The organism is Enterobacter cloacae complex sp. 418I7 (assembly GCF_050030705.1).
In the GTDB taxonomy this organism is placed as follows: domain Bacteria; phylum Pseudomonadota; class Gammaproteobacteria; order Enterobacterales; family Enterobacteriaceae; genus Enterobacter; species Enterobacter intestinihominis.
The window spans coordinates 3006239-3020143 of sequence record NZ_JBLGUU010000001.1; the positions used below are offsets into that span (position 1 = coordinate 3006239).

12 protein-coding genes are annotated in these 13905 nt (G+C 54.8%); 5 read left to right on the plus strand and 7 right to left on the minus strand.

Translation table 11 applies throughout. The features are described from left to right. Window positions 1-17 precede the first annotated feature (17 nt). Window positions 18-1484 (plus strand): pyridoxal phosphate-dependent decarboxylase family protein, encoded by a 1467-nt coding sequence (locus ACQG0S_RS14545; protein WP_038416407.1) that lies wholly within the window; start codon window positions 18-20, stop codon window positions 1482-1484. A gap of 52 nt (window positions 1485-1536) precedes the next feature. Here the strand turns inward: ACQG0S_RS14545 and ACQG0S_RS14550 are convergent, their stop codons facing one another. From ACQG0S_RS14550 to ACQG0S_RS14560, 3 genes are read right to left on the minus strand one after another with little or no spacing between them, the layout of a single operon-like run. Further along, a complete protein-coding gene (locus ACQG0S_RS14550) occupies window positions 1537-3726 on the minus strand; it encodes a polysaccharide biosynthesis tyrosine autokinase (RefSeq protein WP_058646974.1) in 2190 nt (729 codons plus the stop codon). Then, entirely contained in the window at window positions 3726-4175 is a 450-nt protein-coding gene (locus ACQG0S_RS14555; RefSeq protein ID WP_022648670.1) for a phosphotyrosine protein phosphatase, read from the minus strand. The genes ACQG0S_RS14550 and ACQG0S_RS14555 overlap by 1 nt, the downstream gene beginning before the upstream one ends. Next, window positions 4175-5305, minus strand: coding sequence for a polysaccharide export protein (locus tag ACQG0S_RS14560; protein WP_022648671.1), 1131 nt, complete (start codon window positions 5303-5305; stop codon window positions 4175-4177). Before ACQG0S_RS14560 ends, ACQG0S_RS14555 begins: the two co-directional genes overlap by 1 nt. Window positions 5306-5760: 455 nt before the next feature. On the opposite strand from ACQG0S_RS14560, the gene ACQG0S_RS14565 reads away from it, so the two are divergent. Both ACQG0S_RS14565 and ACQG0S_RS14570 read left to right on the plus strand, forming a co-directional pair. Beyond that, entirely contained in the window at window positions 5761-6093 is a 333-nt protein-coding gene (locus tag ACQG0S_RS14565) for an RcnB family protein (protein ID WP_022648672.1), read from the plus strand. Then, complete coding sequence (locus ACQG0S_RS14570; protein ID WP_032622520.1) at window positions 6044-6520, plus strand: GNAT family N-acetyltransferase; 477 nt, start codon at window positions 6044-6046, stop codon at window positions 6518-6520. Before ACQG0S_RS14565 ends, ACQG0S_RS14570 begins: the two co-directional genes overlap by 50 nt. An 89-nt stretch (window positions 6521-6609) precedes the next feature. Here ACQG0S_RS14570 and apbC read toward each other — a convergent pair whose 3' ends face one another. Next, the gene (gene apbC, locus ACQG0S_RS14575) at window positions 6610-7719 is read right to left on the minus strand and encodes an iron-sulfur cluster carrier protein ApbC (protein WP_023300574.1); all 1110 of its coding nucleotides are present in this window, start codon (window positions 7717-7719) and stop codon (window positions 6610-6612) included. 137 nt (window positions 7720-7856) lie between these two features. Between apbC and metG the strand changes: the two genes are divergently transcribed. Then, window positions 7857-9890 carry a methionine--tRNA ligase gene (gene metG, locus ACQG0S_RS14580; RefSeq protein WP_023300575.1) on the plus strand — a complete coding sequence of 678 codons (2034 nt, stop codon included), beginning with the start codon at window positions 7857-7859 and terminating at the stop codon, window positions 9888-9890. A 107-nt stretch (window positions 9891-9997) separates the two neighbouring features. Here the strand turns inward: metG and ACQG0S_RS14585 are convergent, their stop codons facing one another. The 3 genes from ACQG0S_RS14585 to ACQG0S_RS14595 are packed head-to-tail and all read right to left on the minus strand — an operon-like array spanning window position 9998 to window position 12913. Further along, a complete protein-coding gene (locus ACQG0S_RS14585; RefSeq protein ID WP_015572337.1) occupies window positions 9998-10468 on the minus strand; it encodes a DUF1456 family protein in 471 nt (156 codons plus the stop codon). Window positions 10469-10514: 46 nt separating this feature from the next. Beyond that, window positions 10515-11234 (minus strand): two-component system response regulator BtsR, encoded by a 720-nt coding sequence (btsR, locus tag ACQG0S_RS14590; RefSeq protein ID WP_022648676.1) that lies wholly within the window; start codon window positions 11232-11234, stop codon window positions 10515-10517. Then, window positions 11228-12913 (minus strand): sensor histidine kinase, encoded by a 1686-nt coding sequence (locus tag ACQG0S_RS14595; protein WP_003859271.1) that lies wholly within the window; start codon window positions 12911-12913, stop codon window positions 11228-11230. Before ACQG0S_RS14595 ends, btsR begins: the two co-directional genes overlap by 7 nt. Window positions 12914-13131: 218 nt before the next feature. Here ACQG0S_RS14595 and mlrA point away from each other — a divergent pair, with 218 nt between their 5' ends. After that, on the plus strand, window positions 13132-13872 hold the full coding sequence (mlrA, locus tag ACQG0S_RS14600; protein ID WP_022648677.1) for an HTH-type transcriptional regulator MlrA: 741 nt from the start codon (window positions 13132-13134) through the stop codon (window positions 13870-13872). Window positions 13873-13905 lie beyond the last annotated feature (33 nt).

The window sequence follows — 13905 nt, forward strand, 5'->3', positions numbered from 1 at the left end:
CGGAGTTGTTGATTACGATGTCTGATTCAAACCCAATTTTGTTCTCCTCTGCCCAGAGCATTGAAGCTTACCAGCAGGCGATTGAACAAAGCACTCAGGCTGTGATGCAGTGGCTGAAACAACCTGAGATGTACCAGGGCAAAACGGTCGCGGAGCTGCGCGACCGTATTAAGCTGGATTTCAACCCGAAAGGGCTGGGCAACGAAGCGGCGATTGAACGCGCCGTGGAGTTCTTCCTGAAAGACAGTTTGTCCGTTCATCACCCGCAGTGCGTGGCGCACCTGCACTGCCCAAGCCTGGTGGTTAGCCAGGCGGCGGAAGTGCTGATTAACGCCACCAACCAGAGTATGGACTCCTGGGATCAAAGCCCGTCCGCAACCATTATTGAGATCAAGCTGATCGAATGGCTGCGTACCCGCGTGGGTTATCAGGCTGGCGACGCAGGCGTCTTCACCAGCGGCGGCACCCAGAGTAACCTGATGGGCCTGATGCTGGCGCGTGATGCGTTCTTCGCGCGTCAGGGCCACTCGGTACAGCAGGACGGTCTGGTGGGCGATCTGCGCAAAATTCGCGTGCTGTGCTCTGAAAACGCCCACTTCTCCGTGCAGAAAAACATGGCGCTGATGGGTCTGGGCTACCAGTCCGTGGTGCAGGTGAAAACTGATGAATTCTCCCGCATGGATCTCACCGATCTGGCGGCGAAAATCGAACAGTGCAACGCGAACGGCGAACAGATCCTGGCGATTGTGGCCACGGCCGGCACGACGGATGCGGGTGCTATCGATCCGCTGCGTGCCATTGCCGAGCTGGCTGCGAAACAGAATATCTGGGTACACGTTGATGCGGCCTGGGGCGGCGCGCTGCTGATGTCCGAGCAGTATCGTCACTACCTGGACGGCATCGAGCTGGTGGATTCCGTGACGCTGGACTTCCACAAGCAGTTCTTCCAGACCATCAGCTGCGGTGCCTTCTTGCTGAAAGAAGCACGTCATTATGAGCTGATGCGCTATCAGGCGGCTTACCTGAACTCTGAGTTCGATGAAGAAGCGGGCGTGCCTAACCTGGTTTCCAAATCTCTGCAAACCACCCGTCGTTTCGACGCGCTGAAACTGTGGATGAGCCTGGAAGCGCTGGGTCAGGAGCAATACGCGGCAATTATCGATCACGGCGTGACGCTGGCACAGCAGGTTGCGGCTTACGTAAAAGAGCAGTCTGCTCTGGAACTGGTTATGCAACCCCAGCTGGCAAGCGTGCTGTTCCGCTTCCGTCCGCAGACCCAGATGGATGACGCCGGTATCGCCCTGCTGAACCAGAAAATTGGCGATGCACTGCTGGAATCCGGCCGCGCAAACGTCGGGGTGACCGAGCATAACGGCGTCACCTGCCTGAAGCTGACCCTGCTGAACCCAACCGTGACGCTGGAGGACGTTAAAGTCCTGCTGTCTCTGGTTGAGCGTACCGCGCAGGAAGTGATGGCGAAGTAATGCTTTTCCCTCTCCCATCCGGGAGAGGGTTTATTTTCCCGTCCTGACGCCCCTATCCTTTTTTCCTCGAAGCATAACCGTAGTCATACTGGCTGTACCCCGAGCTGTAAAACAGCGCTGCGGATTTAACAATATCGTTGAGGATTGTGCCGCTGACCTTCACGCCAACGTGCTGTAGACGTTTAACGGTATTCTCCATCTCTTTCACGCTGGTTTTATCGTAACGGGCAACCATTAGCGTTGTTCCGGCTGCTCTGGCAACCAGCGCGGCATCATTGACGGCAAGAACTGGGGGTGTATCGATGATGACAATGTCATATTGCTCGTTAACCCAGGACATGATGTCAATGAACCGTTCGCTTAACAGCATTTCTAACGGACGCAGGGGTTCCGGGCCGCAGGTGATGACGTCAATTCCCCCTTTTTCAGCATGCTGAATGACCTCCCCAAAGTCGCGCTTCCCTTCCAGCAGGCAGGATAATCCGTGGCGGTTCTCCAGGCCAAAAATATTATGCACATAACCCTGGCGCATATCCGCATCAATAAACAGCGCCCGCTGACCGCTCTGCCCGGCAATGGCCGCCAGGTTCGTCGCCACCAGCGTTTTTCCGCAGTCCTGCGTGGGGCCAGAAATCATCACAATGCGATTCTCAGCCTCCATCATGGTGAAATGCAGACTGGTTCGCAGCCCGCGTACCGCTTCAACAAACATATCAGCAGGTCGATCGACTGGCAGGAAAGGTACATCCGAGGTTTTGTGTGTCCAGCGACGAGAAAACGGATTTTTTCTGCGCAAATGCGTTTTACTCCACAGCCACTGTGAACGTGGTAACGTCGCCAGAACCGGCATCCCCTGCGCTTCCAGCTGTTCGGAAAGCGTGATCCCACGTTTGAACGCCTGACGTACCAGTACGGTCCCCATTGAAAGGATGAGCCCGAACAGCGCGCCAAGCGCAATGATTAGCGCTTTTCGCGGTTTTATCGGATCCGGGAGTGTAACCGCCTCATCAATGATCCTCACGTTCCCGACAGCGCTGGAGCGGGAAATATTCAGCTCCTGCTGACGCGTCAAAAGCTGTAAATAAATCGTGCGGCCCGACTCAACATCGCGGCTCAGGCGTAAAATCTCCTGCTGCGTGGAGGGCATCGAGGACACACGGTTATTAAGACGATCCCGTTCCCGCACAAGGGTTTGTCTTTTTTCATGCAATGCACGGTAGGTAGGGTGACTCTTTTTAAAGAGCTGGGAAATTTCTGCCTCCCGGAACGTCAGCTCATTTAGCTGATTCTCAACGTTCACAACCTGATCCAGGACGGATTTTGCCTCTAAAGACAGATCCACAGAGTCGCGCTGCGCCCGGTAGGCATTCAGCCGCGCTTCAGCCTGATCCAGGTCCGCTCTGATTTTCGGTAACTGCTCCTGTAAAAAATCCAGACTACGCGAATCCTGAGCCTCCTGGCGCGCGATATTTTGCTGAAGATAATTTTCAGCTATCGCATTCAGCACCCGGGCGATTTTGTCAGGATCTTCACCCGTCAGGGTTAAGGTCACAATACCGCTCTGTTTCTCCGATTCCACGACCGTCAGACGCTTCTTCAGTGCATTGATCGTCTCCAGGCGCGTCAACGACTTAAGCGAAAACTGTGTGCCTGGCGTCGCCTCAATCGAAGTCACCCGCAGCACGATCCCTTGCGTAACCAGCGTTTTACCAACCTGGCCGTCTGCCTCAATGTTTTCGCCCGTCAGGTGATACCTTCCCGCTTCCTGTACGGTCAGCGTGAGTTCTTGCGCTTTGCCCTCCACCTGCGGGATCTGGAGTTCGCCTAACGTTATGTTGCCCTGGCCACGCCCTTGCAGACGCTGCCAGAGACGCCCCACCACAGGCAAAACGCGCTGCTTTGCCTGATACGTCAGATCTAATTTGTCGACGGTCTCGCCGAGGATCATGCGAGATTTCAACAGTAAAATTTCAGGGGCAACATCCGGCGAAATATCGGTGCCCAGCTGGCTCAAGCCTTTGAGCAGGCCGTTATCCTGTTTGCTTTCTATTTGCACCATAGCATCCGCCTGATAAACAGGTGGCGTAACCCAGGCATAGAGGCCCGCGCATAAAGTGAAAAGGAAAGTCACGCACAATATCATCGTGCGGTGGTCGATCATTTCGCCGAGCAAACGAACGAGATCGATTTCATTTTGTTCGGGTGCCCCTGCACCATAACTGTCTGTTGTGTAAGACGACATTAATGCTTTATTCCTTTCTGTCCTAAACGACGTGCCCATTCCTGGCTGGCTTTACCCAATAGCCCGAACACATATTCAAACGCTTCACGGCTTTTACGATAGGGGTCTGGGATATCCTGCGGCTCCAGCCACTGCCCAAAAAGCAGCGACTTCCCCCTGTTTTCCGGTGCCATGGCTGCAATGAAGCGAAGATGTTCCGGCTCCATAACCAGGATGAGATCGGATCCCTGCATCAGCCTGCGTGTCAGCCTGCGCGCCACATGACCGTCGAGGGAGATCCCATGCCGCCAGGCCACGTCCTGGGCGCACTCATCCGCCGGATACCCCTCAAGGCCGAGTATTCCCGCCGAGGTGATGTGTCTGTCGGGCAAGTGCTGGCGCAAAAGCCGTTCTCCAATCGGAGAACGGCAGACATTTCCGGTACATACCACGAGTATTGATTCGAACATTATTGCGGCCACGATCTGATATAACGAACCGTTTCGGTGAGGTCATGCACCCCGCTGATTGTCGGAACAAGCTGTGTTATTACGCGATTCCAGCGGGAGAGTGGAGCAGTGGTGACATAGACAATGTCGTAAGGCTCAAGCTGAAACTCGGTGCCCAGCACCATGGCCGAAGCGTCTTTTGCATTCAGTTGATAGATATTCGCAATTTTCCCGGACTCGCGTACCGAGCGGATAACAAAAATACCCGTCGCATCAGCCATATTCTGGTCCAGGCCACCGGCATTGCCGAGCGCTTCAGCCAACGTCATGCCGCTGCGATCCATCTTCAGCGTGCTCTGTTTAACAACTTCGCCCATCACGAATACTTTCAGCGCATCGTTGCGGGGAATAAACAAGATGTCGCCAGGGTTGAGCAGCTTATTCTGGGTTAAATCGCCATGCTGCATCAGGGCATACAGGGAAATTCGGGAATCTTGACCGTTGTGAGTCAGCACCACGTTCCGCCAGTCCGCATCAGCAGTAAGCCCACCTGCGGCATTAACGGCATCCATAACCGTCAGCGGAATGTTGGTGATGGCCTGCTGGCCAGATTTCGCCACTTCTCCCGTAACGTAGGCTTTTTGCGAACGGAAAGCGGCAACGCTGACGTCGACCTGAGGGCTTTCAATGACGTTATCCAGCCGCGCGGTGATCTCCTCGCGCACTCTGGAAACCGTTTTTCCCGCCACGTGCAGTTTACCCACGTAAGGATAAAAGAGCGTGCCATCGGCATTGACCCAGTTTCCCGTATCGCTTGCGCTGCGATACTGTCCCGCGGGCGTAGTCAGCTCCGGGTGATCCCAGACGGTGACCGTCAGGATGTCACCGATTCCAATACGGTATTCCCAGTTTTTGACCTGCTCATCAAGATTAGGATTTGCCTGAGATTTAGCTGCTGCGGGACGTAGTTTCTCAATTAATCCGGGCGTAAGTGGATAAATTTCGATTTGTTTATCTAAACTATTATTGAGATCAGCCGGCGCAATTATTTTTTTGCCTGCGGAACTTAACGTTTGGCCAGGAGAAATTACGCACCCCGCCAACTGACTTATTGCTAAGAATATTACAGATAATGCTGTTGTGTTTTTCATTTATATATACTTATCATCCCTGCTCGTAGCGAACGCCCGACGGGGCGCAGCCCTGCGCTAACCCACGCTTGAAATAAGTTTCTTTTCAACGGAATACTAAAACGTAATCTAAAAGTGAAGACACGAATTGCCCGATCTGTGACGGGCAATTAATTAAAATATAATCTTCCTGAAAATCTTAAAGCCTGTGGCAAAAAAAAGCACGATCTACAGTTTATAAAATTACGGCAACAATGTATTTTCAGAATTAATTCAGCAAAACGATAGTTACAATGAATTATTCCCGTCAGCACGCATTCATATCAAAAATACTCACAACCGCTGGCACTACACAAAACCGTTCACTTTTGTTACATTTTTTTTCAAACACACCCTGTTTTGATACTTAAAATGGGCTGTCTGCCGCACTGTCCCCCGCAGACAAGCGTATCCATAACGATATCACTGGAGAAAAAATGGCTAAGCGTAAATTGGTGCTTCTGGGTGTATTACTGTCTCTGGCGGGCTCCGCATTCGCAGCCCCGCAAACGGCCGCCGCGCCTTCCGGCATTAAGGCTTATGAAGAGCAGGAGTTCATCGCCGACTTCACCAAATTTAAGATTGGCGATACCGCGCCCGCGCAGTATCAGACGCCAGAGTACACCATCAAACAGTACCAGCTACGTAACCTTCCCGCGCCCGATGCCGGTACGCACTGGACCTACATGGGTGAAAATTATGTTCTGATTGGCGATGCTGATGGCAAAATCTACAAAGCCTATAACGGAGATATTTTCTATCACCGCTGATACGATGATCCGGCCCTGGCAGGAGGACGACCGGCCATTTCTGCGCACGCTGTACCTGCATGCACGACGCGTGGCCTGGCCATGGCTGGACAATTCTGAATGGCAGCTTGAGGATTTTGACGCCGCAACGCGTGACGAGCAGATCTGGGTTGCGATTCACGACGGTCACCGGGTAGGGTTTGCCTCCGTCTGGGAAAATGATAACTTTTTGCACAATCTGTTTGTCGACCCGCAGTATCAGCGTCTGGGAGTTGGCCGTTTGTTACTGGAACAAGTACAGAGGACGTTTACCAGTACAGGCGCGCTGAAGTGTCTGGTGAAGAATGAGCGGGCGGTTGCGTTTTACCAGCGCCACGGCTGGCACATTGAGGCGACGGGGGATTCTCCGGAAGGAGAGTATTATTTGATGCACTATCGGCTTGGGTAAAGTCAGGTGGCGCTAAGCTTACCTGACCTACAAAATCGAGGTAGGCCGGGTAAGGCGAGGCCGCCACCCGGCACTGACGCGCAGAGGCGTTACACCGCGCGGAAGGCGATCTCGCTCGGGATCACGTCCCCCTGCCAGTACAGTTGCGCCGCAACGCGCCCCGCCAGCTGACGATAGATTTCCGTGAATTCGCTATCAGGACGGCTGACCACCGTCGGCTTACCGCTATCCAGATCTTCACGCAGTGTGATATGCAGCGGCAGTTGCCCCAGCAGTTGGGTGTGATATTGCGCCGCCAGCTTCTCCGCACCGCCGGTACCGAAGATCGGCTCATGGTGTCCACAGTTGCTGCAAATGTGCATGCTCATGTTTTCGACGATGCCGAGTACCGGCACCTCCACCTTCTCGAACATCACGATGCCTTTTTTGGCGTCGATCAGCGCGATATCCTGCGGCGTGGTGACCACGACGGCGCCGGTGACCGGAATGTTCTGCGCCAGCGTCAGCTGGATATCACCGGTGCCCGGCGGCATGTCCAGCACCAGATAATCGAGGTCAGGCCACATTGTCTCCTGCAACATTTGCAGCAAAGCTTTGCTGGCCATCGGGCCGCGCCAGACCATTGCGTTATCGTCCGTGACCAGGTAACCAATGGAGTTGGTCGCCAGACCGTGCGCCACGATCGGCGCCATGTGGGTACCGTCCGGCGAAGTTGGACGCTGGTTTTCAGCACCCAGCATGTTCGGAATGGACGGGCCATAAATATCAGCATCCAGAATGCCGACTTTCGCCCCTTCTGCCGCCAGCGCAAGCGCCAGGTTCACGGCGGTCGACGATTTACCCACCCCACCCTTGCCAGAACTGACGGCGATGATGTTCTTCACGCCGTTAACGCCCGGCTGATTTTTCACGCGCTTGAGCGTGGCGATGCTGTGGCTTAGCTTCCAGTCAATTGCTTTTGCGCCAGTAATGCGCAGCAGCTCAGAACTGGTTTGCTCTTTCAGGGCATCAAAGGCGCTGGTCCAGACGAACGGCATCTGCAGCTCAATGTGCAGCGTATCGTCCAGCCATGCGACATGATGAAGCGCTTTCAGCGTCGTGAGATTGTGCTTCAGGGTTGGATGCTGAAAATTAGCCAGCGTCCCGGCGACCATTGCTCGTAAGGCTTCCGGTGATTTGGCCTGGGATTGAGAACTCATCCCGACTCCTTTGTTCTTGTGAATAAGACCTTAGATGAACAAGTTTACCTGAAAGGCCGTGGTTTGTGCTTACTTAATAATGCCCCTTTTGGTAATATCGAAAACCCTTTTCACAGTTAAAAGAAGTAATGCCTACTATGACTCAAGTCGCGAAAAAAATTCTGGTAACGTGCGCCCTGCCGTACGCCAACGGCTCAATCCACCTCGGCCACATGCTGGAGCATATCCAGGCTGATGTCTGGGTCCGTTACCAGCGAATGCGCGGCCACGAGGTGAACTTCATCTGTGCGGACGATGCCCACGGCACCCCAATCATGCTGAAAGCGCAGCAGCTGGGAATTTCCCCGGAACAGATGATCGCCGAAATGAGTCAGGAGCATCAGACCGATTTTGCTGGCTTTGACATCAGCTATGACAACTATCACTCCACGCACAGCGACGAGAACCGCGAGCTGTCAGAGCTGATCTACACCCGTCTGAAAGAGAACGGTTTCATTAAAAACCGCACCATCTCTCAGCTGTACGATCCGGAAAAAGGCATGTTCCTGCCGGACCGTTTCGTCAAAGGCACCTGTCCGAAATGTAAATCCCCGGACCAGTACGGCGATAACTGCGAAGTGTGTGGCGCGACCTACAGCCCGACCGAGCTTATCGAGCCGAAATCCGTGGTTTCCGGCGCCACGCCGGTGATGCGTGACTCCGAGCACTTCTTCTTCGACCTGCCGTCGTTCAGCGAAATGCTGCAGGCGTGGACCCGCAGCGGCGCGCTGCAGGAGCAGGTGGCGAACAAGATGCAGGAGTGGTTTGAATCCGGTCTGCAGCAGTGGGATATCTCCCGCGATGCGCCATACTTCGGCTTCGAAATCCCGAACGCGCCGGGCAAATATTTCTACGTCTGGCTGGATGCGCCAATCGGCTACATGGGTTCCTTCAAGAACCTGTGTGACAAGCGCGGCGATACCCTAAGCTTCGACGAGTACTGGAAGAAAGATTCCACCGCCGAGCTGTACCACTTCATCGGCAAAGACATCGTTTACTTCCACAGCCTGTTCTGGCCAGCGATGCTTGAAGGCAGCAATTTCCGCAAGCCGACTAACCTGTTCGTACACGGCTACGTAACGGTCAACGGTGCGAAGATGTCCAAATCTCGCGGGACGTTTATTAAGGCCAGCACCTGGCTGAACCACTTCGATGCGGATAGCCTGCGCTACTACTACACCGCGAAGCTCTCTTCCCGCATCGACGATATCGACCTGAATCTGGAAGATTTCGTGCAACGCGTGAACGCGGACATCGTCAACAAGGTGGTGAACCTGGCGTCCCGTAACGCAGGTTTTATCGCTAAACGCTTTGACGGCGTGCTCTCTGCCGAACTGGCCGATCCTGAGCTGTATAAAACCTTCACCGACGCCGCCGCTGCGGTTGGCGAAGCCTGGGAAAGTCGTGAATTTGGTAAAGCCATTCGCGAAATCATGGCGCTGGCAGACGTGGCCAACCGATATGTCGACGAGCAGGCACCATGGGTGGTGGCGAAACAGGAAGGCCGCGACGCCGACTTGCAGGCGATCTGCACCATGGGTCTGAACATGTTCCGCGTGCTGATGACCTGGCTGAAGCCGGTTCTGCCGCAGCTGGCAGCCCGCGCGGAAGCATTCCTGAACACCGAACTGACCTGGGATGCCATCCAGCAGCCGCTGCTCGGCCACAAGGTGAACACCTTCAAGGCGCTGTATAACCGCATCGAGATGAAACAGGTTGACGCGCTGGTGGAAGCATCAAAAGAAGAGGTGAAAGCGGCTGCCGCGCCGGTGACCGGCCCGCTGGCGGACGATCCGATTCAGGAGACCATCACCTTTGATGATTTCGCCAAAGTCGACCTGCGCGTGGCGCTGATCGAAAACGCGGAGTTCGTGGAAGGTTCTGACAAACTGCTGCGTCTGACGCTGGATCTGGGCGGCGAGAAACGTAACGTCTTCTCCGGCATTCGTTCCGCGTACCCTGATCCGCAGGTGCTGATCGGTCGTCAGACCGTGATGGTGGCAAACCTGGCGCCGCGTAAAATGCGCTTCGGCATCTCTGAAGGGATGGTGATGGCCGCAGGCCCGGGCGGAAAAGACATCTTCCTGTTAAGCCCTGACGAAGGCGCGAAGCCGGGTCAGCAGGTGAAGTAATAAATAAGCCGGATGAGAATCCGGCTTTTTTTTGCCCGGCGGCGCTACGCTTGCACGGGCCAACGAGTTTTTAGCCGGGTAAGGCGGGGCCGCCACCCGGCTAAAAATCACCCCTTCTGGTTATGCACCCGCTGCGTCAACCCACGCAGGAAATAACGCAGAAACTGATCCCCACACTCGCGGTAATTTTTATGATCCGGCGCGCGCATCATGGCGGTGATTTCCGGCATCGACACGCGAAATTTCTGCTCGGTCATGATCGCCAGAATGTCGTCAGTTTTCAGGGAGAACGCAATACGCAGCTTTTTCAGCACCGTGTTGTTATTCACCCGACGCTCCAGCGCCAGCTCAGGCGCAGATTCATCTTTGCCGCGCTTGTCGTAGATCAGGCCGTTCAGGAAGCCCGACAGAATGATGTCCGGGCAGCGAACAAAACCCTCTTCATCTTCTTTAGTCATCCAGGTGTCGAACCCGGCGGACGTGGATTCCATGTCGGAGAGCGCAAGAATGCGCACCATGTCATTATTGTTCGCTTTCAGGGTGTAGCGCAGGCTACGAAGAATATCGTTACTTAGCATAGAGCCTTCGAATGTCGATGATGCAATGGCGCGCAGTGTACCAGTTTTACAGCCCTATCGCCTCTTTCAAACTTTTCAGATAGCGACGACTGACGGGCACGGTTTGCCCTGCACGTAGCACCAGTTCGGCCTGGCCGTTATCTTCCAGGCGGATCTCCTTCAGGTGCGCCATGTTCACCAGATACTGTCGATGACAGCGGATCAGCGGCGTGCGGCTCTCCAGCGTGCGTAACGTAAGCTCGGTAAAGCCTTCGTTGCCTTCAGCGCTGGTGACGTATACCCCGCTCAGACGACTGCTGACAAAGGCAACGTCGTCCATTTGCAGGAGGTAAATCCGGCTGTGCCCGGTACAGGGGATAAACTTCAGGGGCTGCTGATGCTCCGGCAGCAGCGTCACGTCCTGCGCGGTACGCTCCTGGCGCAGACGGGTCAGGGTCTTTTCAAGGCGTTTCTCTTCAATCGGTTTCAGCAGATAATCAAACGCGTGCTCTTCAAACGCCTTTACCGCGTACTCATCAAAGGCCGTCAGAAAGACGATATAGGGGCGGTGCTCCGGGTCGAGCATGCCGACCATCTCCAGACCGCTGATGCGCGGCATCTGAATATCGAGGAACAGCACGTCCGGGCGCAGTTTATGCACCGCACCGATGCCTTCAATGGCATTGGCGCATTCCCCCACGACCTCAATATCACTCTGCTCCTGCAACAGGACACGCAGGTTTTCCCGTGCTAACGGCTCATCATCAACAATCAGCACTCTTAACATGCGTTCTCCTCCAGCGGCAATCGTAAGGTAATTCGGGTATAGCGGTCTGGCTCACAGGCGACGGTGATACCGCAGTCATCACCAAAATGTGCGCGCAGGCGTTTATCCACCAGGCTCATGCCCAGACCGCCTGACGCGGAGGCTTCATACAGCCCCGCGTTATCTTCAATATCCAGCACCAGATGGTGGTTAAAACGGGAAGCGGAAATCATGATTTCTCCGGTTCCCAGCAGCTGCGACGTCCCATGCTTAATGGCGTTCTCCACAATCGGTTGCAGGGTAAAGGCCGGAAGATGCTGATACGCCAGCTCATCCGGGACGGATAACGACACCTGTAATCGTGACTGGAAGCGCGCTTTTTCAATTTGCAGATAGGCGTTTACATGCTCAATCTCGTCCGCGAGGGTGACGATCTCCGAGGGACGCTTCAGGTTTTTGCGGAAAAATGTCGACAGAAATTGCACCAGCTGCGCGGCCTGATCGCTGTCGCGGCGGATCACCGCCTTCAGCGTGTTGAGCGCGTTAAACAGGAAATGCGGATTCACCTGAGCGTGCAAGAGCTTAATTTCTGACTGCGTCAGCAGCGCTTTTTGCCGTTCATACTGCCCCGCCAGGATTTGCGCCGAAAGCAGCTGGGCGATCCCCTCCCCCAGCGTGCGGTTGATGGAGCTGAACAGGCGATTTTTGGCTTCGTAAAGCTTAATGGTGCCCATGACGCGCTGGTTTTCGCCCCGCAGGGGAATGACCAGCGTAGAGCCAAGTTTGCACTGCGGATGCAGGGAACAGCGGTACGGCACTTCATTCCCGTCGGCATACACCACTTCACCCGTTTCAATAGCGCGCAAAGTGTAGGCCGAGGAGATCGGCTTACCTGGAAGATGGTGGTCGTCCCCGGTACCGGTAAACGCCAGCAACTTTTCGCGATCGGTAATCGCCACGGCCCCGATATCCAGCTCTTTATACAGCACCTGCGCCACCTTCATGCTGTTCTCCTCGTTGAATCCCTGCCGCAGGATCCCTTCCGTCGACGCCGCAACTTTTAAGGCGGTGGCAGAAAATGCCGAGGTGTATTTTTCGAACATGGCGCGTTTGTCGAGCAGAATGCGCATAAACAGCGCCGCACCTACGGTATTGGTGACCATCATCGGTGCGGCAATGCTGCTGACCAGATGTAACGCATCGTCAAACGGGCGCGCGATCAGCAGGATGATCGCCATCTGCGCCATTTCCGCCACGAAGGTGATCGCCCCGGCGGTAAGGGGACTGAACACTTTATCCGGCCGTCCGCGCTTAATCATATAGCTGTGGACGAGACCACCGAGCAGCCCTTCGACAATGGTGGAGATCATGCAGCTTAGTGCCGTCATACCGCCCATCGAATAGCGGTGCAGGCCGCCGGTTAACCCCACCAGACCGCCCACGACCGGGCCTCCGAGCAGCCCGCCCATTACCGCGCCAATGGCGCGCGTATTGGCGATGGAATCTTCAATATGGAGACCAAACCAGGTCCCCATAATGCAGAATATGGAAAATACGACGTAGCAGAGGAATTTGTGCGGCAGACGGACGGTGACCTGCATCAGCGGAATGAACAGGCGCGTTTTGCTCATCAACCAGGCGATGACAAGAAACACGCACATCTGCTGAAGCAACAGCAGCACCAGATTAAACTCGTACATACTCACAAACCGCACATTCTAAAAACGCGTAACATACACTGATGGCGGTTAACTTTCTTTGAAACGTGCCAAAAAAGCGATAAATCGTGTCCGTCATCACACCTTTTGCCGGAGATAACCTGTCTTTCGTATAATTTGTACAAAAAAGAATCAAATCTTCCTGGTTCCGCAAAGTGGGTCTACAGTTAAGCTGGGGACGCGCAAGCCTGGGGGCGAAAATGGCGCTTTACACGATAGGTGAAGTGGCACTCCTGTGTGATATCAATCCCGTTACGCTACGGGCGTGGCAGCGACGGTATGGATTGCTTAAGCCGCAAAGAACGGACGGCGGGCACCGCCTGTTTAACGATGCGGATATTGACCGGATTCGCGAGATCAAAAGCTGGATCGACAATGGCGTACAGGTAGGCAAGGTGAAGTCGCTTCTGAGCCAGGACGATCCTGATACGCAGCATCTCTGGCGCGAGCAGCAGGAAACGCTGCTGAGGCTGTTGCAGACCGGCAATTTGCAGCGTCTGCGCGGCTGGATCAAAGAACAGGGTCGAGACTACCCCGCGCAAACCCTGATCACCCATCTTTTTATTCCCCTACGGCGTCGGCTTCAGTGTCAGCAAACCACCTTACAGGCACTGCTCAGCATGCTTGATGGCGTGCTGATTAACTATATTTCCGTCTGTCTTGCCTCAGCGCGGAATAAAAACAGCAAAGATGCGCTGGTGATCGGCTGGAACGTCCACGATACCACCCGGCTGTGGCTCGAAGCCTGGATTGCCACCCAGCAGGGCTGGCGCGTTGACGTGCTTGCACACTCCCTGGCACAGCTCAGGCCGGAACTGTTTGAGGGGCAGACGCTGCTGGTCTGGTGTGGCGAAGTCCCCTCCGCTTCCCAGCAGCAGCTCCTGACGGAATGGCGCGAACATGGTTATCCCGTTTACTCGCTGGGGCCAAATGCGTTGTAACGCATTTAATGGTTCATTAACAGCTGCGCTTCA